The following is a 24738-nucleotide window of genomic DNA, read 5'->3' on the forward strand; positions in this document are numbered from 1 at the left end:
GGACAGGACCCCTCAGTGGACACCCAACTCATCATCGGCATCGTCGTCATCGCCGTCGTCGTGATCCTCGCGCTGATCGTCGCGGGAATCGTCCTCGCGCGGCGGCGACGGATCTCGTTGAGCGACAAGCCCGATACGCAGGTCATCGACGGCAGCAAGCCCCAGGTGGACAGATCCGGCGGCTACCAGGCCGGGTCCGGGTTCAGTTTCAGTCAGGGTGGGACGACGACCGTGGCGCCCCCGCCCGAGCCGGTGCGCCCGCCGGTGGAACGCACCGAGACCGACGGTCAGCCCGGCGTCGGCGACGACGCCTCGGTCCCACGCGACTCCGAGCAGCGCAAGATCACCGACATCACGCTGCCCGACACCGACACCGACACGGTCACCGATACCGACACCGTTGACAGCGCTCCGGAGGTCACTGACAGCGCTCCCGACACCGTTGACAGCGCTCCGGAGGTCACTGACAGCGCTCCCGAGGTCACTGACAGCGCTCCGGAAGTCACTGACAGCGCTCCCGAGGTCACTGACAGCGCTCCGGAGGTCGTTGACAGCGCTCCGGAAGTCACCGACGCCGCTCCCGAGGTCACCGACAGCGCTCCGGCACCCGAGATCACCGCTCCCACGGATGCCTCCACGGCCGAAGTGGCGCCCCCGCGGGAGGAGATCGCGCCGACCGCCGGTCGCCTCGGCCGCCTGCGCGGGCGACTGTCGCGGTCGCAGGGCGCCATCGGCAAGAGCATGCTCGGCCTGCTCGGCGCGGGTGACCTCGACGAGGATTCCTGGGAGGAGATCGAGGACACGCTGGTGATGGCCGACCTCGGTACCGCGTCGACCACCGCCGTCGTCGAACGACTGCGGACCGAGTTGGCGACCAATCCGGTCCGCACCTCCGACGATGCACGGGCACTGCTGCGACGTGTCCTCGTCGAGCAGCTTCATCCCGAGATGGATCGTTCGGTCCGGGCGCTGCCGCATGCCGGTAGTCCCGCCGTGGTGCTGGTGGTCGGCGTCAACGGCACCGGAAAGACCACCACCACCGGCAAGCTGGCGCGGGTTCTGGTCGCCGACGGCCGGCGCGTGTTGCTCGGTGCGGCGGACACCTTCCGTGCCGCGGCCGCCGATCAGCTGCAGACCTGGGGGGAGCGGGTCGGCGCCGACATCGTTCGTGGCAAGGAGCAGGCGGATCCGGCCTCGGTGGCCTTCGACGCGGTGGCCAAAGGCATCGACACCGGTGTGGACGTGGTGATGATCGACACCGCCGGGCGCCTGCATACCAAGACCGGCCTGATGGACGAGTTGGGCAAGGTCAAGCGGGTCGTCGAGAAGAAGGCCCCGGTCGACGAGGTTCTCCTCGTTCTCGACGCCACTGTCGGCCAGAACGGGCTCACCCAGGCCCGGGTGTTCGCGGAGGTCGTCGACATCACCGGCGTCGTGTTGACCAAGCTCGACGGTACGGCCAAGGGCGGCATCGTCTTTCACGTGCAGGAAGAACTGGGTGTTCCGGTCAAACTGGTCGGGCTCGGTGAGGGGGCCGACGATCTCGCCCCCTTCGAGCCGGAGGCGTTCGTCGACGCGTTGCTGTGACGACACGCAGACACTGATGTGGGAATCGGTGGAATTGCCTGTGGGATTTCATGCGGCGCCGTGCATATGTGACCAGGGATGTTACCTGCGCGAAATGTAAACCGGCCACCGGTTCACATATCGGAAACGTCAGAGCACCACGGCTGAAACCGAGTGCCGACAGTCTCTTTGGAGGCGCCGAGCGGTCGGCGCACTCTAGGGAGGTTTCTCACAGTGGTTTCTGCACTGCCAGAAAGCGTTTTCGGAGAGTTCGACACCGGTGATACGGCATGGGTCATCACGGCCGCCGGCCTGGTGCTGCTGATGACTCCCGGTCTTGCTTTCTTCTATGGGGGTTTGTCTCGGGGCAAATCCGTCCTGAACATGATGATGATGTCGTTCGGCGCACTCGCCACGGTCAGCGTCATCTACGTTCTGTGGGGTTTCTCGATGTCGTTCAGCGACGGCATCACCGGGGAGAGTGACATCGCAGGCATTTTCGCGAATCCGTTCGCATTGTTCGGCTCCGATCAGTTGATGAACACGATCGGGGAGGGCGACACCGAAAAGGTCGTCACCGCAGGGTTGTCCATTCCGGCGGTCGTCTTCCTCGGCTTCCAGCTCACCTTCGCCGTGATCACCGTCGCGCTGATCTCGGGCGCGGTCGCCGAGCGCGTGAAGTTCTCGACCTGGTTGGCGTTCTCGGTGCTGTGGGCCACCATCGTCTACTTCCCGCTGTCGCACATGGTGTGGGGTGGCCTGGTCGGCGGCGGCGGCATCATGGGTGGCGGCGAGGACGGCTTCGCTGCGTGGATGTTCGGTACCACCGACGGTGAGGCCAACGTCGCGCCCATCGACTTCGCCGGTGGCACCGTGGTTCACATCAACGCCGGTATGGCCGGCCTGGTGCTCGCGCTGATCGTCGGCGCCCGCGTCGGCTTCGGCAAGACCGCCTACCGTCCGCACAACATCCCGTTCGTCATGCTCGGTGCCGCTCTGCTGTGGTTCGGCTGGTTCGGCTTCAACGTCGGTTCCGAACTCGCCGCGGACCTGACCGCCGGCAAGGTGTGGCTCAACACGACCGCCGCCACCGCTGCGGCGATCATCGGCTGGCTCGCGGTGGAATTGATCCGCGACAAGCACGCCACCAGCGTCGGCGCGGCCTCGGGAATCGTTGCCGGTCTCGTCGCGATCACCCCCGCGTGTGGCAATCTCACCCCGGTCGGGTCGCTGATCCTCGGCGTGATCGCCGGTATCCTCGCGGCGCTGGCCATCGGACTGAAGAACAAGTTCGGTTACGACGACTCCCTCGACGTCGTCGGCGTTCACCTCGTCGCCGGCCTCTGGGGCACCGTCGGTATCGGATTCCTGGCGCAGGACACCGGCCTGTTCTGGGGTGGCGATTACAAGCAGCTCGTCGTGCAGGTCGTCATCGCCCTGTTCGCGCTCGCCTTCACCGGCGTTCTGACCACCATCATCGCCCTGATTCTCAAGCCGCTCGGCTGGCGTGTCGCCTCCGACGAGGAGAAGAGCGGAATCGACGAGGCAGAACACGCGGAGACAGCGTATGAGTTGGCGTGAATCCGGCACCGTTGACCACTACGCTGAATCACAGCTGAATCCTTTGGAGAGGGATAATTCATGAAGCTGATCACCGCGATCGTGAAGCCGTTCACGCTCGAAGACGTCAAAGCAGGTCTCGAGCAGGCCGGCATCCTGGGCATGACCGTCAGTGAGGTCCAGGGTTACGGACGCCAGAAGGGCCACACCGAGGTCTACCGTGGCGCCGAGTATTCCGTCGATTTCGTTCCCAAGGTGCGTGTGGAGGTCGTCGTCGACGACGCCGCCGTGGACAAGGTCGTCGACGTCATCGTCGAGGCCGCCCGCACCGGCAAGATCGGTGACGGCAAGGTATGGGTGTCGCCGGTGGAGTCGGTCGTGCGCGTCCGCACCGGTGAGCGTGGCTCCGACGCCCTATAACGAGGGTCGATGCCCTTCGTGAGCACAGGTCACGGCCCCGCATCCGACGACGAGTCGGGCGCGGGGCCGCGTCCTTCCCAGACACCGGTCGCGGCAACAGATCTCGCGGCCACCCGGCGGCAACTGACCGAGGCCACCGGACCCAACCGACTCGACGCTGCCGGACTCCGGCAGGTGCTCGTCGATCTGCACGAGTTCTGGCTGACCAGCAAGGGTGCCGAACTCGGCATCCGGCCCGGCAGCGGCTTGTCGATCGTCGCCGTCGGCGGACTCGGCCGGGGCGAACTCCTGCCGTTCTCCGACCTCGACCTCATCCTGCTCTACGAGGACCAATCACCGGAGCGGGTGTCCGAGGTCGCCGACGGACTCTGGTATCCGCTGTGGGACGCCAACATCCCACTCGATCACAGTGTCCGGACGGTTCCGCAGGCCCTGCAGGTCGCCTCCGACGACGTGACCGCGGCACTCGGCCTGCTCGAGGCCCGACACATCGCCGGCGACGAGGACCTCTCGGCGCTGCTGATCGGTGGTGTGCGCCAACAGTGGCGATCGGAGATCCGTACCCGATTCGGTGCGGTCGTCGAACACGCGCGGGATCGTTGGCGCCGCAGCGGCGACATCGCCCACCGCGCCGAACCCGATCTCAAGAACGGCCGTGGCGGCCTGCGAGACGTGCAGCTGTTGGGCGCACTGTCGATCGCCCAGCTCACCGACGGCATGGCCAACCTGCGGCCCGACTCGCCGGGCGCCGGCCCCCAGGTGGCCTATCAGCGACTCCTGGACATCCGTACCGAATTGCATCGGATCGCCGGGCGGCCCCGGGAGCAGGTCCGCGCCCAGGACGCCGACGAGATCGGCGCCGCGTTACTCATCGGCGACCGTTTCGATCTCGCGCGCGTCATCAGCGACGCCGCACGCACCATCAGCTACTCCACCGATGTGGGGCTGCGTACCGCCGGTAACGCGCTGCCCCGACGCGGCCTGGCCAAGTTGCGGCGGTCACCGATCCGCCGACCGCTCGACGAGGGGGTCGTCGAGCACAATGGCGAGATCGTGTTGGCGCGCAATGCACTTCCGAGCAAGGACCCGGGTCTGATCCTGCGGGTGGCGGCCTCGTCGGCGCGCACCGGACTGCCGATCAGCGCCTCGACACTGTCGCGGCTGGCCGACTACGCCCCCGAACTGCGCGAACCCTGGCCCGCCGAGGCCCTCAGCGACCTACTGGTCCTGCTCGGCTCGGGCCCGCACATGGTGGCGCCCATCGAGGCCCTGGATCGCACCGGACTGTGGGGGCGTCTGCTCCCCGAATGGGGTGCGGTCCGTGACCTCCCGCCGCGCGACGCCGTGCACACCTGGACGGTGGATCGCCACCTGGTGGAGACCGCGGTCAACGCGAGCCGGATGACCACACGTGTCACCCGGCCCGATCTGCTGCTGCTCGGCGCACTGGTCCACGATCTCGGCAAGGGCCGCGGCGCCGACCACAGCATCGTCGGCGCCGACCTCGCCATTCAGGTCGGCACGCGGATCGGATTGTGGCCGCAGGACGTGACGATCCTGTCGGAGATGGTGCGGTATCACCTGCTCCTGCCGACCGTCGCGACCAGGCGGGATCTCGACGACCCGGCGACCGCGCAGGAGGTGGTCGACAAGCTCGGCCGCAGCCGGGTGCTGCTCGAGTTGCTCGCCGCGCTGGCCGAGGCGGACTCGCTGGCCACCGGCCCGGGCGTGTGGGGGGACTGGAAGGCCTCCCTCATCGGTGACCTGGTGCGGCGGGCCACCCGACTGCTCGACGGCGACGAACTGCCCACGCCGGAACCGCTCACCGATGAGATGATCGCGGTCGCCGAGAGCGGCGAGTACGCCGTGAAGGTGTCACCGACCGAAGGGCCACATACCTTCTCGGTGATCATGGTGGCCCCGGACCGTCCCGGTCTGCTGTCGAAGATGGCAGGTGTGCTGGCGCTCAACGGCCTTCGGTCGCATTCGGCGACCGTGCAGGGCCACGCCGGTCGCGCGGTCAACGCGTTCGTGGTGGTGCCGGCGTTCGGTGATCCGCCCGAGGCGGGTCTGTTGCGTCAGCAGCTGATCGCGGCGGTCGAGGGCAAGATCAAGGTGCTCGACCGGCTCGACAAACGGGAGCGCGAATCGCCGACACCGACGATCGGGACCGTGGCCGGCTCGCCGGGTGCGGCCACCACCGAGACCGACGACGACATGCCGACCGTGGCCGCGGTCAACGCGGTGCCGGCCCTGTTCGCGGTGGCGCCGTCGCGGGTGCTGTGGGCCGCGGTCGGCGACGCCGGCGAGTTGCTGATGGAACTGCGCACCGACGACCGGCTGGGTCTGCTCAGCCGGGTCAGCGCCGTGATCGAGGAGTCGGGTGCCACTGTACGGTGGGCCAAGGTCGCGACGCTCGGCAACACCGTCGTCGACACCTTCTGCCTGACGCTGCCCGCCGACACCGACGAGACGCGCGCCGCGTTGGAAGAGTCGGTTCTGGCCGTGTGTCCGGTCATCCGCCCGTTCTCGGACGACGACGACGCGGGCCCGCCGACCGCGGGGTCGTCGCGATCCGGGGTTCCCATCAGCTGACCGCTCGGCCTCGCACGGGCCGCGCCCGGGCGCCGACACGGACGAGGCGACGTGGTCGAGCGGTCACCTCGAGCGCGGTCATGGAAAGATGGGGGAATGTTCGACTCCCTCTCCGATCGGTTGACCGGTGCGCTGAAGGACCTGCGTGGCAAGGGCCGCCTCTCCGACGCCGACATCGACCGCACCTGTCGTGAAATCCGGCTCGCACTGCTCGAGGCCGACGTCTCGCTGCCCGTGGTCCGTGCCTTCATCGCACGGATCAAGGAACGTGCCAAGGGCGCGGAGGTGTCCGGTGCGCTCAACCCGGCCCAGCAGGTCGTCAAGATCGTCAACGAGGAACTCGTCGCGATCCTCGGCGGCGAGACCCGGCGGGTGCAGTTCGCGAAGACCCCGCCGACCGTCATCATGCTGGCCGGTCTGCAAGGTGCCGGTAAGACGACCCTGGCCGGAAAGCTCGGTGCGTGGCTGATCAAGCAGGGGCACACCCCGTTGCTGGTGGCATGTGACCTGCAGCGCCCGGGTGCGGTGTCCCAGCTGCAGATCGTCGGCGAGCGTGCCGGCGTGCCGGTCTTCGCGCCGCATCCGGGTACCTCGATCACCGGCGAGTCGTCGCCAACCGGGGTGAACGCATTGGGTGTCACCGCCGGTGACCCGGTGTCGGTGGCCAAGGCCGGTGTGGACGAGGCGCGTGCACGCCACCACGATGTCGTCATCATCGACACCGCGGGCCGGCTCGGCATCGACACCGAACTGATGAAGCAGGCGTCCGACATCCGCGACGCCACCCAGCCCGACGAGGTGCTCTTCGTCGTCGACGCCATGATCGGTCAGGACGCGGTCTCCACGGCCGAGGCGTTCGCCGACGGTGTCGGATTCACCGGCGTGGTGCTCACCAAACTCGACGGCGACGCCCGCGGCGGTGCGGCGCTGTCGGTGCGTGAGGTGACCGGCCGACCGATCATGTTCGCCTCCTCGGGTGAGAAACTCGAGGACTTCGACGTCTTCCACCCCGACCGGATGGCCAGTCGCATCCTCGGCATGGGCGATGTGCTCTCCCTGATCGAACAGGCCGAACAGCACTGGGATGCCCAGCAGGCCGAGGAGGCCGCGGCCAAGATCACCCAGGGGGAGCTGACCCTCGAGGACTTCCTCGAGCAGATGCAGATGATCCGGAAGATGGGGCCGATCGGCAACATCCTCGGCATGCTGCCCGGCGCCAACCAGATGAAGGACGCCCTCAGCCAGGTCGACGACAAGCAACTCGACCGGGTGCAGGCGATCATCCGTGGCATGACCCCCGCCGAGCGGGAGAATCCGAAGATCATCAACGCCTCCCGCCGACTGCGCATCGCCAACGGTTCGGGTGTGACGGTCAGCGAGGTCAACCAACTCGTCGACCGGTTCTTCGAGGCCCGCAAGATGATGGCCCAGATGTCCGGCCGGATGATGGGCCCGGGCCGAAAGACCAACCGTAAGAAGGGCAAAGGCAAGAAGGGCAAGAGCCGCGGACGCGGACCAACCCCGCCGAAGGTACGCGGCGGCTTCCCGGGCATGCCCGGCGGCTTCCCGGACCTGTCCAACATGCCGGCCGGACTCGATCAACTCCCGCCGGGCCTCGAGGGCATCGACGTCTCGCAGTTCCAGCAGCCGAAGAAGAAGTGAGCCGATGACCGTCGGCGGTGGATCCGGTACCGCACCCGCACAGCACTACCGGGGTCGGGATCCGCTGACCGACGAGCCACTCGAATTCTGGGTGGTCGACGGCACGATCACCTCTGAGCCGGTGGCCGCGGCCGACACCGTCGTCGCCGACGGCTGGATCGTGCCGGGACTCGTCGACGCGCACAACCATGTCGGGATCGCACCCGGACTCGGTGTGACCATCGAGCAGGCCCGCGACTTCGCCCGTCAGGACGCCCTCGCCGGCACCCTGCTGATCCGCGAGGTCGGATCCCCGCTGGACACCCACCCACTCGACGACGATCCGGCGGGGCCGCGATTCATCCGTTCCGGCAAGCACATCGCCCGGCCGAAGCGGTATCTGCGTGACTACGGTGTCGATCTCGACGATCCGGACGAACTGGCCGACGAGGTGGCGCGGCAGGCGAAGGCCGGCGACGGATGGGTGAAGATCGTCGGGGACTGGATCGACCGGGAGGTCGGGGATCTCGCGCCCCTGTGGACCCGGCGCCAGCTCGACGCGGCGGTGACCGCGGCGCACGACAACGGTGCCCGCATCACCGCGCATGTCTTCGGCACCGACGCGCTCGGCGACCTCATCGACGCCGGCGTCGACTGCATCGAGCACGGTACCGGCCTGACCTCCGAGCACATCGATGCACTCGTCGAGCGCTCGATCGCCTTGGTGCCCACACTGATCCAGGTCGACAACTTCCTCCAGATCGCCTCCGGCGCCGACCGGTTCCCGACCTATGCGGCGACGATGCGCAAGCTGTACGCGCACGCCGAGGACACCTTCGCCGCGGCACGCGAAGCCGGAGTGACGATCTTCGCGGGCACCGACGCGGGTGGATTCGTCGAACACGGACGCATCGTCGACGAGGTCGAACGGCTCGCCGGCGTCGGTCTCGGCGCCCGGGGAGCTCTCGCCGCCGCCACCACCGAACCGCGGCGCTGGCTCGGTGCCGGAATTCTCGACGACGGTGACCGCGCCGACTTCCTGGTGTTTCAGGAGAACCCGGTGGAGAACCTGAACATCCTGCGTCATCCGGCGGCCATCGTCTGCGCGGGCACGCACCTCTGATCACGCCGCCGCGATCGCGACAGCATGCTGGTCGCCGAGCGGGAGGTCGTCGAGTGAGGGGTCGGGTTATTCCGCGCTATACACCTCACGGGCCGATTTTGTGAGCCAAATCACCCATTGACCGTTGGTCGATATCCTTACTGTTCGGTAGGGTCACAGTCACATCGCGTAGGTTGACCACTTCGTGATCAGTTCACAAGTCTTCTCGTCGCCCGCATCGCGGTGCGATCGGCGGGATGTTCACCGGGGTGAGGTGCGGGCATGTGGGTGTCCTTCGCGGGGTGGACAGCCACATGCCCGATCCCGTTTCCGGGTTCGGATCACCCGTCAGAGCAGTCGCAGGATGCCGATCGCGATCAACAGTGCCGAGACCAGGTAGGCGGCACCGCGGGCGACGAGTGTGTGGTGTCGCCGAGCAGTGACGAACAGCCGTCCGGCCCACGATCGCGGCCGGACCCGGACCAGTCCGAGCGCCATCGCGGCCAGCACCGGGATGCTGAGGGCGACCGTCGCGTAGGCCAGCAGCGCGGTGTAGCGCTCGCCGGTCGGTAGACCGCTCGACGACAGCACCGCGAGCCCGGCGTAGAACGGCACCGAGGTGGCCGACTGCACCACGCCGAGACCCACACCGGCCAGCACGGTCAACGGCGACGCCGTACGCACCGGCGTGAGGATGCGGTCGACGATCGGGGGTGGCCCGTCGTCGCCCTGGCGCAGCGTCCACAACGCGGTGACGACACCGGTGAGGATCAACAGCGCGCCGAATGCCGGAGAGTCGACGACCCGCTCGACGATGGTGCCCAACCCGTCGAAGGCGAGCAGGACGATCAGGGCCAGGCCGATGACGCCCAGCCAGTTGCCGATGAGCAGCAGAATGGTGATGGAGCGATACCGGCCGCGTGCGGTCATCATCGCGAGCGCGACCAGGACGCCGATCAACAACACGTTGACCGCATCGACGAGGGCGTAGGCCAGGGCGTTGAGCATGGGGTGCGGTGCTCTCCTCGCTGACTGTGTCGACTGCTGGTGTGGGAAGGGTTGCGGCCCGACGTCAGGTCGCCGAGTACCGCCCGCTGGTCACCCCCGACCGCCCGGACGAGCGTACCGGGTCGATCGCAGGGGGCCGATGCGCGCTGGTCGATCGGCCGCGATTTGGGCCGGTGGGCGCGTCTCTGGCAGAATCGAACGCTGGTTCGTCGGACACGGTCACGTACCGGCCGACGGTCACACCCGATCGCAAAACCGGGCCCCGCATTCCGGCGGGGTCGCTGAATTGCGCAGTGGCCAACGAAAGAAGAAGAACATGGCTGTCAAGATCAAGCTCACGCGGCTCGGCAAGATCCGCAACCCGCAGTACCGCATCATCGTCGCCGATTCCCGCACCCGCCGCAACGGCCGGGTGATCGAGACCATCGGCAAGTACCACCCCAAGGAAGAGCCGAGCCTCATCGAGGTCGACTCCGAGCGCGCACAGTACTGGCTCGGCGTGGGCGCCCAGCCGACCGAGCCCGTCGCCGCGATCCTCAAGGTCACCGGCGACTGGCAGAAGTTCAAGGGCCTGCCCGGCGCCGAGGGAACCCTGAAGACCGCCGCCGAGAAGCCCTCCAAGCTGGACCTGTTCAACGCGGCCCTGGCCGCCGCCGACAGCGAGCCGGTCGCCGAGGCCACCACCCCGAAGAAGAAGGCCGCCAAGAAGGACGAGGCCCCGGCCGCATCCGCCGACGAGGCCGTCACCGATGAGGCGGCCGCCGAGGGCGACAAGGCCCAGGCGTGAGCGCTGTCGTCGCCGACGCCGTCGAGCATCTCGTTCGCGGGATCGTCTCCAACCCCGATGACGTGCGCGTCGAACTGATCACCGGCCGTCGTGGTCGCCTCGTCGAGGTGCACGTGAATCCGGAGGATCTCGGCAAGGTGATCGGTCGCAACGGCCGCACCGCCACCGCACTGCGCACCCTCGTGAGCGGTATCGGTGGCCGCGGCATGCGTGTCGACATCGTCGACACCGACCGCTGAGCGTCACATCAATGGAGCTCGTGGTGGGCCGTGTGGTCAAGTCGCACGGCATTCGCGGCGAGGTCGTCGTCGACGTCCGTACCGACGAACCGGAGCAACGGTTCGCGACGGGTGCGACTCTGGTCGGTCGCCTGCCACGAGGTGGGGGCGAACGCGATTTCACGGTGACAGCCGCCCGGGAACATTCCGGGCGGCTGTTGCTGTCGCTGGCCGAGGTCGGCACGCGGGCCGACGCCGACGACCTGCGGGGGACGTTGTTCCTCATTGACAGTTCGCAGGTCGATTCCGGTGACGATCCCGACGCCTTCTACGACCACGAACTCGAGGGTCTGCCGGTGACGACCGTCGCGGGAGTGGCGGTCGGTGTGCTGTCGTCGGTGCTGCATCTGCCCGCCAACGACGTGCTGGCGGTGCGTGCCCCGGACGGTCGGGAGATCCTCATCCCGTTCGTACGGGAGATCGTCCCGGTGGTCGGGCGCGACGGTATCGTCGTCGACCCGCCGATCGGTCTGCTCGACGACGCGGACGCGGACGCGGGCACTCCCGACGGCGCATCGTGACCGATCCCCGCATGCGTGTCGACGTCGTCACCATCTTTCCCGAGTACCTCGAGCCGGTGCGAGTGGCCTTGCTGGGCAAGGCAATCGACCGTGGCGTCATCGAGGTCGGGATACACGACCTGCGGTCCTGGACCCACGACGTGCACCGCAGCGTCGACGATTCCCCGTACGGCGGCGGTCCGGGCATGGTGATGAAACCCGATGTCTGGGGTCCCGCGCTGGACGAGGTGTGCCCGGACGAGGCGTTGCTGATCGTCCCCACACCGGCGGGGGTGCCCTTCACCCAGGCCACGGCCGTCCGCTGGAGTACGGAACGACAACTCGTGTTCGCATGCGGCCGATACGAGGGCATCGACCAGCGGGTCTTCGACGACGCCGCACGCCGGGTGCGCGTCGAGGAGGTCTCGCTCGGTGATTTCGTCCTCATCGGGGGTGAGGTGGCGGCGATCGCGATGATCGAGGCCACCGTGCGGTTGATCCCCGGGGTCCTCGGCAATCCTCGTTCCCACCAAGAGGATTCGTTCTCCGACGGACTCCTGGAGGGGCCGAGCTATACCCGCCCGGAGACGTGGCGGGGGCTGCCCGTGCCGCCGGTGTTGCTCTCCGGCGATCACGCCAAGGTCGCGCGGTTCCGCCACGAACAGTCGTTGCAGCGCACGCGCGAGCGTCGCCCCGACCTCCTCGCCGAACCCGGCGCCGACAACTGACGGCGACGAACGACCCGTCCCCGCGCTGACGGGTTCGCCACTGTGGACGCATTCGCGGTGGGAGCACTCTGTTCGGGCTACGCTCGGTCGACCCGCGTCCGACGACCTCACACGCGGGTACTGACGACCTCACACGCGGGTACCAGGGGGAAACGACGGTGGATGAACGGTCCGATGCACACGACACGCGTGATCCGGGTCGGCCGGGTGACTCCCACTGGTCGGCGATGCTCGAAAAACTGGACCGGCAGCGCACCGACCTCGCCCGCGCCGCCGAACAACTCGCGACGCTGACCGCCCGCGCGGTCAGCACGGACCGGCTGATCGAGGTCACCGTCGACGCGCGCGGCCTGCTCGTCGACCTGCAGATCGAACCGGCGGCCCTGCGCCGACACCGCGCGCCCGTGTTGGCCGAGCTCATCACGGACCTGGTCGCCGCGGCCGACCAGCAGCTGCGTCACCAGCGTGAACACCTCCTGGCGGCGGTGGCCGAAACGGCCCCCGGATACGCCGATGTGTCCGGCGGGAACCGCACATGAGCCGGTCCGAGGGCGTCGCGGTCGACCCGGAGGCGGGCCACACGCTCGTCGGCGAGGTGACCGAACTCGCCGACGAGGTCACCGCCATCGGGGCGGACCTCGATCGCATCATCGACGAACTCACCGAAGCGCTCGGACACGACGTCGGCGCGACCGCGTTCGCCGCCGCCTTCGTCCCCGGTGTCACCGCGCTGCACGATGCCCTCGGCCGGATCGCCGACGCCCTGACCACCCAGGCCGCACAGATCGCTCACGGCGTGCTCGGCGTCGAGGCCGCCGAGGACACCGCCGCCCATGGCGTGCGACGAAGCGTGGACCGGACCGCATGAGTGGGCCGGACGACCTGCGGCGCATCGCCGAGGAACTCGCACCCGATCGGTGGCCGGACACCGACGTCATCGCCATCGGTGAGCTCGCGCAGCGACTCGCCGGGCTCGCCGCGCGACTACGGGCGGTCGCGAACACCGTCGAGACCGTCCACCACGTCCACCGGATCGGTGCGGGCGCCTTCGACCAGGCGACCATCGACACCGCCGCCCGGCTCGCCGACGACGCGACCGGGACCGCCGGCGGGCTCGCCGTCTCGGCGACGACCCTGGCGGCCTTCGCCGACCTCACCACCAGGACGCGGCAGAAGATGGCGGTCGTGGCGACGATCGCCGATCGTGATCGGCTGCTCGGGATGATCGGCTCCGCGGTCGGCGACGACACGCCGGCTGTCCGGGCGGCCAGTGCCGGACGCGCGGCGATGACCGCTGCCGGCGACGACTACGCCGACGAGGCCGCGGCACACGGAACCGCGGCCACCACCACCGCGACCACCGACGATCCGCAACATCCCGCCGCCGCGACGAGCGGGATGATGCCGATGGGTGGGCTCGGGACCATGGGCGTGGGTGCGGTGGGCGTGGGTGCGGTGGGCGCCGCGGCTGCTGCCGGGAGAAACCGGCGGGAGCCGGGAACCGACGACGACGAACCGCCCGAACTCACCCGCGCTGAGCACGAGGACCTCGTGCGCTACGCCCGGACTCTGGCCGCCGACCTCGACGGTCGGGCCGGGGGCTGGGTTCAGGTGGCCGTCGGCATCGGGCACGATCGGGCCCAGGGACGCGCGACGGTCGTCGGGACCAGCGATCCGGTGCCCTATCTGCGCGTCGGGATGCGGGTCCGCACCACCGACGAGGTGGCCGGTGACGGGCGGGCACCGGAGATCGCGGTGGTCGACCATCTCCGCGCCCGCGGATACGAGCCGATCGCGGTGGCCTCACCGTCGACGCCGTCGGCGGCGGCGCGGGCCGTCCTGGCGACGGCCGGGGTGACCTCGATCATCATCGACCCTACCCGGACGTGACGACGTCACCGCTGGTGAGGTCGCGATTTCGTCGGACGCGGGTCGGTCTGGCACAATAGTCGGGTTGCCTGACGACGGCCCCCGGTCGGGGTCGCGAGCAGGCGCGCACATGACTCGGAGCACGAACCGGCCGAACCCATGCCCCCGATCCGGGTGATCCGGGTGGGGGAGGGCCGCCAGGTTCCTCTGTTCGCAGCTAGCACCCTAAGGACCAACCATCATGAACACCCTGGACATCCTCGACCAGCAGTCCCTGCGCGACGACATCCCCGCATTCGGACCCGGCGACACCCTCGACGTGCACGTCAAGGTCATCGAGGGCAGCAAGGAACGTGTCCAGGTCTTCAAGGGCGTCGTGATCCGTCGCCAGGGTGGTGGCGTCCGCGAGACCTTCACCGTCCGCAAGGTCTCCTTCGGCGTCGGCGTGGAGCGTACCTTCCCGGTGCACAGCCCCAACATCGCCAAGATCGACGTCCTGACCCGCGGTGATGTGCGTCGCGCCAAGCTCTACTACCTGCGCGATCTGCGCGGCAAGGCCGCCAAGATCAAGGAAAAGCGCTGACGCGTCTACCCTGGCGACGTGGCTGACACTGACCGCCGAGGCGATGAGGCCGGCGAGGACCGGGTCCCGCGCGACGACGATTCCGTCGACGCCGACTCCGCGTCCCGCCCCTGGCGCACCAAGAGCGACAAGCCGGAAAAGAAGGGTTCCCTGCTGCGGGAGACGATCATCATCGTCGCCTGCGTCCTGCTGATCAGCTGGATTCTGCAGACCTTCATCGGACGGCAATACGTCATCCCGTCCGAGTCGATGGAGCCGACGCTGATCGGCTGCACCGGTTGCTCGAACGACCGGATCTTCGTCGACAAACTGTCCTACACCTTCGGTGATCCCGCACCCGGCGACGTCGTGGTGTTCAAGGTTCCCGAGTCGTGGGGCGAGGACGGATGGGTGTCACCCCGATCCTCCAATACGGTGATCCATGGACTGCAGAACGGCCTGTCGTGGTTCGGCTTCGCGCCGCCCGACGAGAACGACTACGTCAAACGCATCATCGCCACCGGCGGTCAGACCATCGAATGCCACAACGCCGACGGCGTCGGCGTGAAGGTCAACGGCAAGGTTCTCACAGAGCCGTACGTCGACATGGCCCTGCAGGAGCAGAACCTCGCCGACGGCACCGCGACCCCGACCGCCATCGGCGAGGACGGGAAGCTCAACAGCTGCCTCGGCAAGGACTTCGGCCCGATCGTGGTGCCCGAGAACAGCGTGTTCGTGATGGGCGACAACCGCACCCGTTCCTCGGATTCGCGCTACCACATCACCGAGACCAGCGACGGCACCGTCCCCGTCGACGATATCCGCGGCAAGACGCAGTTCATCATCTTCCCGTTCTCCCGGATGGGCGGGGTGGACTCCGTCAACCCCCAGCAGTGATCCCACAGCAGTGACCGCGAGTCGATAGCAGATCCACGATGAGTCGCTGGCCACCCCGTCTGCCGATCCGCCGCGCGGCGGGCCTGCGCACCTTCGAGTTCGCCCTGCATCGCAGTGGTCTCGGTCCGGTCGCCGGGGTCGACGAGGCCGGGCGCGGCGCGTGCGCCGGGCCGCTGGTGGTGGCCGCGTGCGTGCTGCGACCCACCCAGCTCGTGTCGTTGTCGGAACTCGACGACTCCAAGAAGCTCACCGAGTCAACGCGTGAGAAGCTCTATCGCTCGGTCACGCGATACGCCGACGCCTGGTCGGTGGTGATCGTCGACGCCGACGAGATCGATCGGATCGGCATCCACGTCGCCAACATCGAGGGGATGCGTCGCGCCGTGGCCGGTCTGGATGTGACTCCGGGCTACGTCCTGTCCGACGGGTTCGCGGTTCCCGGACTGACCGCCCCGTCGCTGCCGGTGATCGGCGGTGACGGCGCCGCCGCCTGCATCGCCGCGGCCAGCATCCTGGCGAAGGTGACCCGCGACCGCATCATGGTGGCGATGGACTCCGAACTGCCGGGGTACTCCTTTTCCATCCACAAGGGCTACAGCACGGCACTGCACATGAGCTGCCTGGACGAACTCGGACCCTCGCCCCAGCATCGGATGTCGTATCGCAACGTCGCCGCCCGCAGTCGCGACATTCCTGCCGCATCCGCCGACACGTCGCGCGATAGGCTTACAGGATGAGTGCTGAGGATCTCGAGAAGTACGAAACCGAGATGGAGTTGTCCCTGTACCGCGAGTACAAGGACATCGTCGGTCAGTTCACGTACGTCGTCGAGACCGAGCGCCGTTTCTATCTCGCCAACTCGGTGGAGGTCGTGCCACGTAACCCCGAGGGTGAGATCTACTTCGAGCTGAGGATGAGCGATGCGTGGGTCTGGGACATGTACCGCCCGGCTCGTTTCGTCAAGCAGGTCCGGGTGCTGACCTTCAAGGACGTCAACATCGAGGAACTGGAGAAGTCCGAACTGCGGCTGCCCGACGAACCGTGATCTGACATCGCCTCGATTGCGACGAAAGTCGTTGTAGGGGTATCGCTTTTGCGGTCTGATGGTCCGCCGAAGGTGCGCCGATCCGGTTGAACCGCGGGTCTGATCCCGGCGGTGATCCCCAGAAGCGCCGTCATCCACAGGTATCGCCCGTCGCGGCAGACATCCGGGCGGTCCGGTCTGCGCGGTGAGTGATGCTGTCGGACATGACAGCACAATCGGTGGGACCCGGGCCCAATCGCCGGCCCAATCGCCGGGCCGGGGTGGGGCGGTTGGGTGAAGACCTCGCGGCCGACTACGTCAGCGGTCTCGGGTGGAACATTCTGGATCGCAACTGGCGCAACAGGTATGGCGAACTCGACCTGATCGCGGCCGACGGACGCCGACTGGTGGTCGTCGAGGTCAAGACCCGCGCCTCGCGGATCTTCAACGATCCGGTGGCGGCGGTGACCCGCGACAAACTGATGCGGATGCGACGGCTGACGCGCATGTGGTTGGCGCAGCAGGATCGGCACTGGGAGCAGATCCGATTCGACATCATCTCCATCCAACTCGATCCGGCACATCCGATGTCGGCCGACGGCGCGCGGGTGCGGCACCATGTCAACATCGTGGAGTGAGGACCCATCGCGGAATGAGGATGAGGAGTCCTCACGGATGCTCGGGTGCACGAACTCCGTGGGGCTCAACGCCTTCGAGGCATCGCCGGTCGAGGTGCAGGCCAATGTCGGGCACGGCCTGCCCGGCGTGACGATCTCCGGCAGCGTGGATTCGTCGCTGCGCGAGGCCAAGGAACGCATCCGTTCGGCGATCAACAACTCGGGATTCTCGTTCCCCGACATGAAGGTGACGATCAGCCTGTCGCCGGCCGAAATGCCCAAACGGGGTTCCACCTACGACCTCGCGATGGCGGTCGCGGTGCTCGCCGCGATCAAACGGGCGCCGACGGCCAGGCTCGGTCGCACCGTGCTGGTGGGTGAACTCGCACTCGACGGCAGCCTCCGGCCGGTGCGGGGTGTGCTGCCCGCGGTGATCGAGGCCCGCGCCGCGGGCATGGCCGCGGTGGTGGTGCCGATGGCCAACATCGCCGAGGCGACCCTGGTCTCGGGGATCGAGGTGGGTGGCGCGCACAACCTCGCCGAGGTCGTGCGGTGGCTCGCCGGCAACCATGTGCTCGACACCGTCGACGACGCGACGCCGCGGCAATCGCCGTCGCGGATACCGGCGGACATGGCCGATGTGGCGGGTCAGGCACAGGCCCGGCACGCTCTCGAGATCGCCGCCGCCGGAGGGCATCACGTCCTGATGACCGGTCCGCCCGGGATCGGCAAGACGATGCTGGCGCGTCGGCTGCCGGGGATTCTGCCGCCACTGTCGACCGACGAGTCCCTGCAGGTCACCGCGATTCACTCGATCGCGGGTGCGCTGTCGCCCGGCTCGCCGCTGGTCGTCGAACCGCCGTTCATCGACCCCCACCACAGCATCTCGCTCACGGCGATGCTCGGCGGCGGAACCGGCATGGCCCGCCCGGGTGTCGTCTCGCTGGCGCATCGGGGAGTGCTGTTCCTCGACGAGTGCGCGGAGATGGGCACCAAGGTCCTCGATTCGCTCCGTCAACCGCTCGAGGAGGGCGAGGTGCGGGTGACCCGCCGCGACGGGGTCGCGGTGTATCCGGCGCGTTTCCAGCTCGTGCTGGCCGCCAACCCGTGTCCGTGTGCCCCGGTCCGTGACGTCGAGTGCGTCTGCAGTTCGGTGACGCGGCGTCGCTACCTGGGCAAGTTGTCCGGGCCGTTGATGGATCGGGTGGACATCCGGGTGCGCATGGATCCCCCGGGCAATGCGGCACTGACCACCGACACCGGGGAATCGAGTGCCGACATCCGGGCGCGCGTCGCGGCCGCCCGGGAAGCGGCGGCCGAGCGGTGGAGTGGGCGCGGCTTCCGCACCAACACCGAGGTACCGGGACCACTGCTGCGACGCGAGTTCCGTCTCCCGCCGGCGGCGACGCGACCCCTCGAACTGGCGATGCGCGACGGCCGGCTCACCGCCCGTGGCGCCGACCGCGCATTGCGGGTCGCCTGGACACTCGCTGACCTGTCCGGGCAGACCGTGCCCGCAGAAAACGAAGTAGCACAGGCCCTTCACTACCGTGACCGGGGAATCCATCGATGACGAGCAATGATTCCGAACGCGCCGCATGGGCCTATCTGGTGGCGGTGGCCGAGCCGCCGTGCCGCGCGGTGGGTGCGCTGGTGGCCGACATCGGGGCCGAGGCGGCGGCCGAGGCCATCCGCACCCGAATGGTTCCCACGGCACACCGGGCGGTGCTCAAGCCGACCGCATCGCGGGCGGCGGCCGTCCGTCCGGAGCAGGCGCTGGCGGCCGCCGACGCCGTGGGGGCGCGGCTGGTGACCCCGGACGACGACGAGTGGCCGGGATTCTCCCTGCTCGCATTGGATCAGGCGGACACGGCATCCGCGGGGGGAATGCCGTTGGCGCTGTGGGTACGCGGTCCTCGGCGACTGGACGACTTCGCCGAGCAATCCATCGCCGTGGTGGGGTCCCGCGCGGCGTCGGACTACGGCACCCACGTCACCGGCACCCTGACCGAGCAGTTGGTGTCCCGTGGGTGGGGCATCGTCTCGGGTGCGGCCTACGGCGTCGACGTCGCCGCTCACCGTGCCGCGCTCGCGTGTGACGGCGCGACGATGGCCGTCATGGCCTGTGGCATCGACCGGGACTATCCGGCCGCACATTCGCGGCTGCTGGCCGCGATCGCCGAGAGTGGGCTGATCGTGTCGGAGTACACGCCCGGGACGACGGCCGCCCGGCACCGGTTTCTGGCGCGAAATCGCCTGGTCGCGGCCCTGTCGTCGGCGGTACTGGTGGTCGAGGCGGGTGCGCGGTCCGGGGCGGTGAGCACCGCGGCCTGGGCCTGCAAGCTGGGACGTCCATTGGGTGCGGTACCCGGACCGGTCACCTCGGCGACGTCGGTGGGATGTCACGAGATGATCGCCGATGGCCGTGCCGCCCTCATCGCCGACGTCGACGCGCTGGTCTCGGTGGTCCGCCCGGACGGCCTGGGGGTACCCGATCACGGTGCGGCCCGGCCCACCGACGGTCTGACCGCGCAACAGAAACTGGTGCACGACGCCATTCCCGGTCGCGGCGGGGCCACCCTGGAGGAGATCGCATTCTCCGCGGGTGTCGAGATCGATGCCACCCGGGTGGCCCTGGTGATGATGGAACTCGGGGGACTGGTCGGCACCGACGGCAGTACGTGGCGACTGGCGTGAGGCCGTGCCACGGGTGTGGGTGTTCGGTGTGCGCTTTCTGCGAGAAGCCAACCGCCGCCCAGTTAGGTAAACCTAACTCGGCGTACGCTGGTTCGGGAGAAGGAGGTCTGCATGGCCAAGCGAGTGAATACGATGACCGTCCTGCGACGTGAGCAGGTGACGCCGCACATGGTGCGGCTGTTCTTCGGCGGAGAAGGGTTCGACGACTTCCTGCCGGCCGTCGGCAAGGACGGTCTGCCCGAGACCGACATGTACATCAAGCTGATCTTCATGCCCGAGGGCGTGGAGTTCCCGGAGGATTTCGATCCGCGCGCGTCGCGGTCGTTGCCCCCCGAGCAGCAGCCGACGTTGCGCACCTACACGGTCCGCAAGGTCGACGCCGAACGCCGGGAACTGCTCGTCGACTTCGTGGTGCACGGCGACGAGGGGCTCGCCGGACCGTGGGCGGCCTCGGTCGAGCCGGGAACTGTCGTGCGGTTCCTCGGGCCGGGCAGCGGTTATCACCCGAACCCGGACGCACCCTGGCATCTGCTCGCCTGCGATGAGGCGGGATTGCCCGCGGTGGCAGCAGCGCTGGAAGCACTGCCGGCCGACGCGACCGCGCGGGTGTTCATCGAGGTCGCCGGTCCCGAGGACGAGATCGATCTCGTCGCCCCCGCCGGGGCGCAGATCACCTGGGTGCATCGGGGTGGCGGTGCCGGTGAGGTCGGCGACGATCGTGCCGGGGACAACGCCCCGCTGATCGCCGCGGTCCGCGGCGCGCAGTGGCTCGACGGTGAGCCGCAGGTCTTCATCCACGGGGAGGCGCAGGCGGTGATGCACAATCTGCGTGCCTACATCCGCAAGGAACGTGGTGTGGGCGCGAAGAATGCGTCCATTTCCGGATACTGGCGCCGCGGCCGCACCGAGGAGGGCTTCCGCGAATGGAAGGCCGATCTGCGCGCCACCGAAGAGGGGGAGCAGAAGGTCGGCGTCGGGCAGCGCCTCCGCAATCTGGTGCGCTGAACCGGGCGCGAGGACGATCGGGCGGTCGTACCGATCCGGCAACGGCGTCGCGTGTGCGGTTGCGTGAGTGCGGCGCGGTGGGTGTGCTGGGGTGATGACCGAGTCGGTGGTGTCGGAATTCGCGCGGTATCTGCGCTTCGAGCGTGGACTCAGCGAGCACACGATCCGTGCGTACACCGGTGATCTGCGCGGCCTGATCAGCTTCGCGGGCGTGCGCGGCGTACCCGTCGGCGACATCGATCTGGCGCTGTTACGCGCCTGGCTGGCCGACCACACCCGTCGGGGAGCCGCGCGGACAACGGTCGCCCGACAGGTGTCCTCGGCAAAGACGTTCTGCGCGTGGGCCGTTCGCGAAGGGATTCTCGGCGCGGACCCGGCCACCCGGCTGCAGGCCCCGAAGGCGCACCGGAGGTTGCCTGCCGTGCTCACCGCCGAACAGGCGGCGACGGTCGCCGCCGGCACCGCCGTATCGGGTGCCGACGACTCCCAGGGCGACGCCGGCCCCGACGATCCGATCGTGCTGCGTGACCGCGTGATCACCGAGCTGCTCTACGCCAGCGGAATCCGGGTGGGCGAGTTGTGCGGTCTCGACCTCGCCGACGTCGACGACGCGCGAGCGGTGCTGCGGGTCATCGGCAAGGGGGACAAGCAGCGCAGTGTGCCCTACGGTGCGCCCGCCGCGCGCGCGTTGCAGCGGTGGCTTGCCGTCGGACGGCCCGCGCTGGCGACCGCCGCCTCCGGGTCGGCCCTGCTGCTCGGTGCCCGGGGCGGCCGACTCAACCAGCGGGTCGCGCGGGCGGTCGTCTCCTCGGCGGTCGCCGCGGCCGGCGGCCCGCACATGGGACCCCACGGTCTGCGCCACAGCGCCGCGACGCATCTCCTCGAGGGCGGTGCGGATCTCCGTGTCGTGCAGGAACTCCTGGGACATTCGTCGCTGGCGACGACCCAGATCTACACCCACGTCAGCGTCGAACGGCTACGCGCCGCCCACCGGCAGGCGCATCCGCGGGCATAGGGCATACGGCATAGGGCACGGTCTCACCCGTCGAGCGGCTTGAGCCGCACCCGGACCGCACCCAGCAACGCCAGCGGATCGAGATACTGCGCCGCGTGACCGGCCCCGCGTCGCGCGCCCCAGTGCAGGCAGGCGGCCGCGGCGCAGCCGGGATGACCGGATTCGAGGATGCCGATCGGCTCACCGCGCCGCACCAGGGTGCCCCGTCGCACGCTCGCGCGCACCGGCTCGTAGGTGGTGATCACGCCGTCACCGTGCTCGATCGACACCGACGGTTTACCTGCGACGATCCCGGCGAACCGGATCACACCGTCGCCGGCCGCCCGGATCACCGCACCCGCCGGCGCCGCCAGATCGACTCCACGGTGACCGGGTTGCCACCGCTGCGGGGGATTGTCGAAGCCGCGGACCACCGTCGGCCGCGGGGACAGCGGCGCCGAGTAACCGCGCGGTGACACCGGGATCTGGGACACCGGGATTTGGGACACCGGGGTCGGGGCGGCACCGACGACACCGGGCACCACCAGCATCATCGACGCGACGACCAGCAGCTCGACGAGCACCGCCGTCAGATGCCGGATCAGGCCCACCGCTCGTCGTGGTCGTGGCGGCGTCACGGCATCGTCGTCATCACGGTCGTCGGCGCCGAGATGCGCGGTCTCACGCCATGTCGCAGAATCTGCAGAACGGGTCACAACAGATCAGACGCACGCCGGGGCCATTCGGCTCCATCGCGGGCCGAGAAATTTCGGGGAGTTCTCGGGCTTTTTGGAGACCGGCATGCGCGCGCGTAGACTTGCCAGAGCACCTCGCTTCGGCGGGGTGACTTCGCGCGTCTGCACCCGGTCGCCGCACTGCGGCCCCGAACAACCTCCGCGCGGCGGTCCCGGTCTCCCGGGTCCGCGTGGACGCAGACGCCAGGGTCGACGCCACCCGGTGTCGACGTCAACTGCGCACAAAGGAATGAACACACTCATGGCTGTCGTAACCATGAAGCAGCTGCTGGACAGCGGCGCACACTTCGGGCATCAGACCCGCCGTTGGAACCCGAAGATGAAGCGATTCATCTTCACCGACCGCAACGGCATCTACATCATCGACCTGCAGCAGACGCTGACCTACATCGACAAGGCGTACGAGTTCGTCAAGGAGACCGTCGCCCACGGCGGCACCATCCTGTTCGTCGGCACCAAGAAGCAGGCCCAGGAATCCATCGCCGCCGAGGCCACCCGCGTCGGCATGCCGTACGTCAACCAGCGTTGGCTCGGTGGCATGCTCACCAACTTCCAGACCGTGCACAAGCGTCTGCAGCGTCTCAAGGAACTCGAGACCATGGAGCAGACCGGTGGCTTCGAGGGTCGCACCAAGAAGGAAATCCTGATGCTGACCCGCGAGAAGAACAAGCTCGAGCGGACACTCGGTGGTATCCGCGATATGGCCAAGGTGCCGTCTGCCATTTGGGTGGTGGACACCAACAAGGAGCACATTGCTGTCGGTGAGGCACGCAAGCTCAACATCCCGGTCATCGCGATCCTCGACACCAACTGCGACCCCGACCTCGTCGACTACCCGATCCCGGGCAACGACGACGCCATCCGCAGTGCCGCCCTGCTCACCCGCGTGGTCGCCTCGGCCGTCGCCGAAGGCGTCCAGGCCCGCGCCGGCCAGTCCTCCGACGACTCCAAGCCGGAGGCCGGTGGCGGCGAGCCGCTCGCCGAGTGGGAGCAGGAACTGCTGACCCAGGCGGCCGCACCCGCCGAGGGTGGCGCCACCCCGGCGTCCTGACCTGATCGGGTCCACGTCGTCGACCTGCGCGCCCGGTATCCCGGGCGCGCAGGTCACCAGACACATCGACACTCTTTCCTAAAGGAGGCTCGCCAACGATGGCGAACTACACCGCAGCGGACGTGAAGCGTCTCCGCGAGCTCACCGGCTCCGGAATGATGGACTGCAAGAAGGCCCTCGAGAACAACGACGGTGACTTCGACAAGGCCGTCGAGGAACTGCGCATCAAGGGCGCCAAGGACGTCGGCAAGCGTGCCGAGCGGTCCACCGCCGAGGGTCTCGTCGCCGCTCGCGACGGCGTCATGGTGGAGATCAACTCCGAGACCGACTTCGTCGCCAAGAACGCCGAGTTCCAGGCGCTCGCCGACCAGGTCGTGGAGGCCGCGATCGCCGCCAAGACCAGCGACGTCGACGAACTCAAGGCCGCCAAGCTCGGCGACGGGACCGTCGCCGACGCCGTCCAGGCACTCTCGGCCAAGATCGGCGAGAAGCTCGAACTGCGTCGCGTCGCCTACTACGACGGCCCGGTCGCGATCTACCTGCACAAGCGTGCCTCGGATCTCCCGCCGGCCGTCGGTGTGCTGGTGTCCTACACCGGTGAGGGCGACGCTGCGGCCGAGGCCGCACGTGGCGCCGCCATGCAGGTCGCCGCGCTCAAGGCGCGCTACGCCACCCGCGATGAGGTCCCCGCCGACATCATCGAGAACGAGCGTCGCATCGCCGAGGAGACCGCGAAGGCCGAGGGCAAGCCGGAGAAGGCACTGCCCAAGATCGTCGAAGGTCGCGTCAACGGCTTCTACAAGGATGTCGTGCTGCTCGACCAGCCGTCGGTGCAGGACTCCAAGAAGACCGTCAAGGCACTCCTCGACGAGGCCGGTGTGACCGTCAACGGTTTCACCCGCTTCGAGGTCGGCCAGGCCTGATCGGCCCTGATCGCACGACGACCCCGTGTCCGCACTTCTCGTGGACACGGGGTCGTCGCGTCAGGGCGGCAATCGGGCACGCCCTAAGATGATTCGAGAAGGTCGTGTGCACCGCCCGCGCGGATCGCATGCGGCCCACCACCGTCGGCTGTCAGTGAG

The 24738-nt window shown here is 68.5% G+C and carries 26 protein-coding genes; 24 read left to right on the forward strand and 2 right to left on the reverse strand.

What is annotated here, in order from left to right:
- The first annotated feature begins 15 nt into the window (after positions 1-15).
- The 6 genes from ftsY (at position 16) to ABLE92_RS04245 (ending at position 8905) form a co-directional block, all read left to right on the forward strand.
- On the forward strand, positions 16-1587 hold the full coding sequence (gene ftsY, locus ABLE92_RS04220; protein WP_348803388.1) for a signal recognition particle-docking protein FtsY: 1572 nt from the start codon (positions 16-18) through the stop codon (positions 1585-1587).
- A 213-nt stretch (positions 1588-1800) separates the two neighbouring features.
- Positions 1801-3147 (forward strand): ammonium transporter, encoded by a 1347-nt coding sequence (locus tag ABLE92_RS04225; RefSeq protein WP_348803390.1) that lies wholly within the window; start codon positions 1801-1803, stop codon positions 3145-3147.
- Between the two features lie 60 nt (positions 3148-3207).
- Positions 3208-3546 (forward strand): P-II family nitrogen regulator, encoded by a 339-nt coding sequence (locus ABLE92_RS04230; protein ID WP_348803391.1) that lies wholly within the window; start codon positions 3208-3210, stop codon positions 3544-3546.
- Between the two features lie 9 nt (positions 3547-3555).
- Positions 3556-6141 carry a [protein-PII] uridylyltransferase gene (locus ABLE92_RS04235; protein WP_348803393.1) on the forward strand — a complete coding sequence of 862 codons (2586 nt, stop codon included), beginning with the start codon at positions 3556-3558 and terminating at the stop codon, positions 6139-6141.
- Positions 6142-6237: 96 nt separating this feature from the next.
- Entirely contained in the window at positions 6238-7803 is a 1566-nt protein-coding gene (gene ffh / locus ABLE92_RS04240) for a signal recognition particle protein (RefSeq protein WP_348803394.1), read from the forward strand.
- Positions 7804-7807: 4 nt separating this feature from the next.
- Positions 7808-8905, forward strand: a complete 1098-nt coding sequence (locus tag ABLE92_RS04245) for an amidohydrolase family protein (protein ID WP_348803395.1) — start codon at positions 7808-7810, stop codon at positions 8903-8905.
- Positions 8906-9232: 327 nt separating this feature from the next.
- On the opposite strand, the gene ABLE92_RS04250 is transcribed toward ABLE92_RS04245, so the two are convergent.
- A complete protein-coding gene (locus ABLE92_RS04250; protein ID WP_348803396.1) occupies positions 9233-9892 on the reverse strand; it encodes a GAP family protein in 660 nt (219 codons plus the stop codon).
- Positions 9893-10208: 316 nt separating this feature from the next.
- Between ABLE92_RS04250 and rpsP the strand changes: the two genes are divergently transcribed.
- The 16 genes from rpsP to ABLE92_RS04330 all read left to right on the forward strand — a co-directional run bounded on the left by rpsP (position 10209) and on the right by ABLE92_RS04330 (position 21871).
- Entirely contained in the window at positions 10209-10679 is a 471-nt protein-coding gene (gene rpsP / locus ABLE92_RS04255) for a 30S ribosomal protein S16 (protein WP_348803397.1), read from the forward strand.
- On the forward strand, positions 10676-10918 hold the full coding sequence (locus tag ABLE92_RS04260) for an RNA-binding protein (protein ID WP_348803399.1): 243 nt from the start codon (positions 10676-10678) through the stop codon (positions 10916-10918). The genes rpsP and ABLE92_RS04260 overlap by 4 nt, the downstream gene beginning before the upstream one ends.
- An 11-nt stretch (positions 10919-10929) precedes the next feature.
- The gene (gene rimM, locus ABLE92_RS04265) at positions 10930-11478 is read left to right on the forward strand and encodes a ribosome maturation factor RimM (protein ID WP_348803400.1); all 549 of its coding nucleotides are present in this window, start codon (positions 10930-10932) and stop codon (positions 11476-11478) included.
- Positions 11479-11489: 11 nt separating this feature from the next.
- On the forward strand, positions 11490-12185 hold the full coding sequence (gene trmD / locus ABLE92_RS04270; RefSeq protein ID WP_348803903.1) for a tRNA (guanosine(37)-N1)-methyltransferase TrmD: 696 nt from the start codon (positions 11490-11492) through the stop codon (positions 12183-12185).
- 158 nt (positions 12186-12343) lie between these two features.
- The gene (locus ABLE92_RS04275) at positions 12344-12724 is read left to right on the forward strand and encodes a YbaB/EbfC family nucleoid-associated protein (protein WP_348803401.1); all 381 of its coding nucleotides are present in this window, start codon (positions 12344-12346) and stop codon (positions 12722-12724) included.
- Complete coding sequence (locus ABLE92_RS04280; protein ID WP_348803402.1) at positions 12721-13053, forward strand: hypothetical protein; 333 nt, start codon at positions 12721-12723, stop codon at positions 13051-13053. Before ABLE92_RS04275 ends, ABLE92_RS04280 begins: the two co-directional genes overlap by 4 nt.
- Entirely contained in the window at positions 13050-14075 is a 1026-nt protein-coding gene (locus tag ABLE92_RS04285; protein ID WP_348803403.1) for a hypothetical protein, read from the forward strand. Before ABLE92_RS04280 ends, ABLE92_RS04285 begins: the two co-directional genes overlap by 4 nt.
- 220 nt (positions 14076-14295) lie before the next feature.
- Positions 14296-14637 carry a 50S ribosomal protein L19 gene (gene rplS, locus ABLE92_RS04290; RefSeq protein ID WP_348803404.1) on the forward strand — a complete coding sequence of 114 codons (342 nt, stop codon included), beginning with the start codon at positions 14296-14298 and terminating at the stop codon, positions 14635-14637.
- Between the two features lie 18 nt (positions 14638-14655).
- A complete protein-coding gene (lepB, locus tag ABLE92_RS04295; protein ID WP_348803405.1) occupies positions 14656-15513 on the forward strand; it encodes a signal peptidase I in 858 nt (285 codons plus the stop codon).
- Between the two features lie 38 nt (positions 15514-15551).
- Positions 15552-16250 carry a ribonuclease HII gene (locus ABLE92_RS04300; protein WP_348803406.1) on the forward strand — a complete coding sequence of 233 codons (699 nt, stop codon included), beginning with the start codon at positions 15552-15554 and terminating at the stop codon, positions 16248-16250.
- Entirely contained in the window at positions 16247-16558 is a 312-nt protein-coding gene (locus tag ABLE92_RS04305) for a DUF2469 domain-containing protein (protein ID WP_348803407.1), read from the forward strand. Before ABLE92_RS04300 ends, ABLE92_RS04305 begins: the two co-directional genes overlap by 4 nt.
- Before the next feature lie 203 nt (positions 16559-16761).
- Entirely contained in the window at positions 16762-17175 is a 414-nt protein-coding gene (locus tag ABLE92_RS04310) for a YraN family protein (protein WP_348803408.1), read from the forward strand.
- Entirely contained in the window at positions 17156-18727 is a 1572-nt protein-coding gene (locus ABLE92_RS04315; RefSeq protein WP_348803410.1) for a YifB family Mg chelatase-like AAA ATPase, read from the forward strand. Before ABLE92_RS04310 ends, ABLE92_RS04315 begins: the two co-directional genes overlap by 20 nt.
- Positions 18724-19851 (forward strand): DNA-processing protein DprA, encoded by a 1128-nt coding sequence (gene dprA / locus ABLE92_RS04320; RefSeq protein WP_348803411.1) that lies wholly within the window; start codon positions 18724-18726, stop codon positions 19849-19851. The genes ABLE92_RS04315 and dprA overlap by 4 nt, the downstream gene beginning before the upstream one ends.
- Positions 19852-19962: 111 nt before the next feature.
- A complete protein-coding gene (locus tag ABLE92_RS04325; RefSeq protein ID WP_348803412.1) occupies positions 19963-20856 on the forward strand; it encodes a siderophore-interacting protein in 894 nt (297 codons plus the stop codon).
- A 94-nt stretch (positions 20857-20950) separates the two neighbouring features.
- On the forward strand, positions 20951-21871 hold the full coding sequence (locus ABLE92_RS04330; RefSeq protein ID WP_348803414.1) for a tyrosine recombinase XerC: 921 nt from the start codon (positions 20951-20953) through the stop codon (positions 21869-21871).
- A gap of 23 nt (positions 21872-21894) precedes the next feature.
- On the opposite strand, the gene ABLE92_RS04335 is transcribed toward ABLE92_RS04330, so the two are convergent.
- Positions 21895-22401, reverse strand: coding sequence for a M23 family metallopeptidase (locus ABLE92_RS04335; RefSeq protein ID WP_496560771.1), 507 nt, complete (start codon positions 22399-22401; stop codon positions 21895-21897).
- Positions 22402-22846: 445 nt separating this feature from the next.
- Between ABLE92_RS04335 and rpsB the strand changes: the two genes are divergently transcribed.
- On the forward strand, positions 22847-23656 hold the full coding sequence (gene rpsB / locus ABLE92_RS04340) for a 30S ribosomal protein S2 (RefSeq protein ID WP_348803415.1): 810 nt from the start codon (positions 22847-22849) through the stop codon (positions 23654-23656).
- A gap of 98 nt (positions 23657-23754) precedes the next feature.
- Positions 23755-24579: a translation elongation factor Ts gene (tsf, locus tag ABLE92_RS04345; protein WP_348803417.1), complete on the forward strand. Its 825-nt coding sequence runs from the start codon at positions 23755-23757 to the stop codon at positions 24577-24579.
- Positions 24580-24738 lie beyond the last annotated feature (159 nt).

Origin of the sequence: Gordonia oleivorans (genome assembly GCF_040044975.1) — a bacterium.
Taxonomy (GTDB): Bacteria; Actinomycetota; Actinomycetes; order Mycobacteriales; family Mycobacteriaceae; genus Gordonia; species Gordonia oleivorans.

What these genes read in the sequence shown, in the direction of transcription:
- ABLE92_RS04230 (WP_348803391.1), top strand. Translation starts at nt 3,208, where the DNA reads ATGAAGCTGATCACCGCGATCGTGAAGCCGTTCACGCTCGAAGACGTC.
- ABLE92_RS04235 (WP_348803393.1), top strand. Translation starts at nt 3,556, where the DNA reads ATGCCCTTCGTGAGCACAGGTCACGGCCCCGCATCCGACGACGAGTCG.
- ffh (WP_348803394.1), top strand. Translation starts at nt 6,238, where the DNA reads ATGTTCGACTCCCTCTCCGATCGGTTGACCGGTGCGCTGAAGGACCTG.
- ABLE92_RS04245 (WP_348803395.1), top strand. Translation starts at nt 7,808, where the DNA reads ATGACCGTCGGCGGTGGATCCGGTACCGCACCCGCACAGCACTACCGG.
- ABLE92_RS04250 (WP_348803396.1), bottom strand. Translation starts at nt 9,892, where the DNA reads ATGCTCAACGCCCTGGCCTACGCCCTCGTCGATGCGGTCAACGTGTTG.
- rpsP (WP_348803397.1), top strand. Translation starts at nt 10,209, where the DNA reads ATGGCTGTCAAGATCAAGCTCACGCGGCTCGGCAAGATCCGCAACCCG.
- rimM (WP_348803400.1), top strand. Translation starts at nt 10,930, where the DNA reads ATGGAGCTCGTGGTGGGCCGTGTGGTCAAGTCGCACGGCATTCGCGGC.
- trmD (WP_348803903.1), top strand. Translation starts at nt 11,490, where the DNA reads ATGCGTGTCGACGTCGTCACCATCTTTCCCGAGTACCTCGAGCCGGTG.
- ABLE92_RS04280 (WP_348803402.1), top strand. Translation starts at nt 12,721, where the DNA reads ATGAGCCGGTCCGAGGGCGTCGCGGTCGACCCGGAGGCGGGCCACACG.
- ABLE92_RS04285 (WP_348803403.1), top strand. Translation starts at nt 13,050, where the DNA reads ATGAGTGGGCCGGACGACCTGCGGCGCATCGCCGAGGAACTCGCACCC.
- rplS (WP_348803404.1), top strand. Translation starts at nt 14,296, where the DNA reads ATGAACACCCTGGACATCCTCGACCAGCAGTCCCTGCGCGACGACATC.
- ABLE92_RS04300 (WP_348803406.1), top strand. Translation starts at nt 15,552, where the DNA reads ATGAGTCGCTGGCCACCCCGTCTGCCGATCCGCCGCGCGGCGGGCCTG.
- ABLE92_RS04305 (WP_348803407.1), top strand. Translation starts at nt 16,247, where the DNA reads ATGAGTGCTGAGGATCTCGAGAAGTACGAAACCGAGATGGAGTTGTCC.
- ABLE92_RS04310 (WP_348803408.1), top strand. Translation starts at nt 16,762, where the DNA reads ATGACAGCACAATCGGTGGGACCCGGGCCCAATCGCCGGCCCAATCGC.
- ABLE92_RS04315 (WP_348803410.1), top strand. Translation starts at nt 17,156, where the DNA reads ATGTCAACATCGTGGAGTGAGGACCCATCGCGGAATGAGGATGAGGAG.
- dprA (WP_348803411.1), top strand. Translation starts at nt 18,724, where the DNA reads ATGACGAGCAATGATTCCGAACGCGCCGCATGGGCCTATCTGGTGGCG.
- ABLE92_RS04325 (WP_348803412.1), top strand. Translation starts at nt 19,963, where the DNA reads ATGGCCAAGCGAGTGAATACGATGACCGTCCTGCGACGTGAGCAGGTG.
- ABLE92_RS04330 (WP_348803414.1), top strand. Translation starts at nt 20,951, where the DNA reads ATGACCGAGTCGGTGGTGTCGGAATTCGCGCGGTATCTGCGCTTCGAG.
- ABLE92_RS04335 (WP_496560771.1), bottom strand. Translation starts at nt 22,401, where the DNA reads ATGCTGGTGGTGCCCGGTGTCGTCGGTGCCGCCCCGACCCCGGTGTCC.
- rpsB (WP_348803415.1), top strand. Translation starts at nt 22,847, where the DNA reads ATGGCTGTCGTAACCATGAAGCAGCTGCTGGACAGCGGCGCACACTTC.
- tsf (WP_348803417.1), top strand. Translation starts at nt 23,755, where the DNA reads ATGGCGAACTACACCGCAGCGGACGTGAAGCGTCTCCGCGAGCTCACC.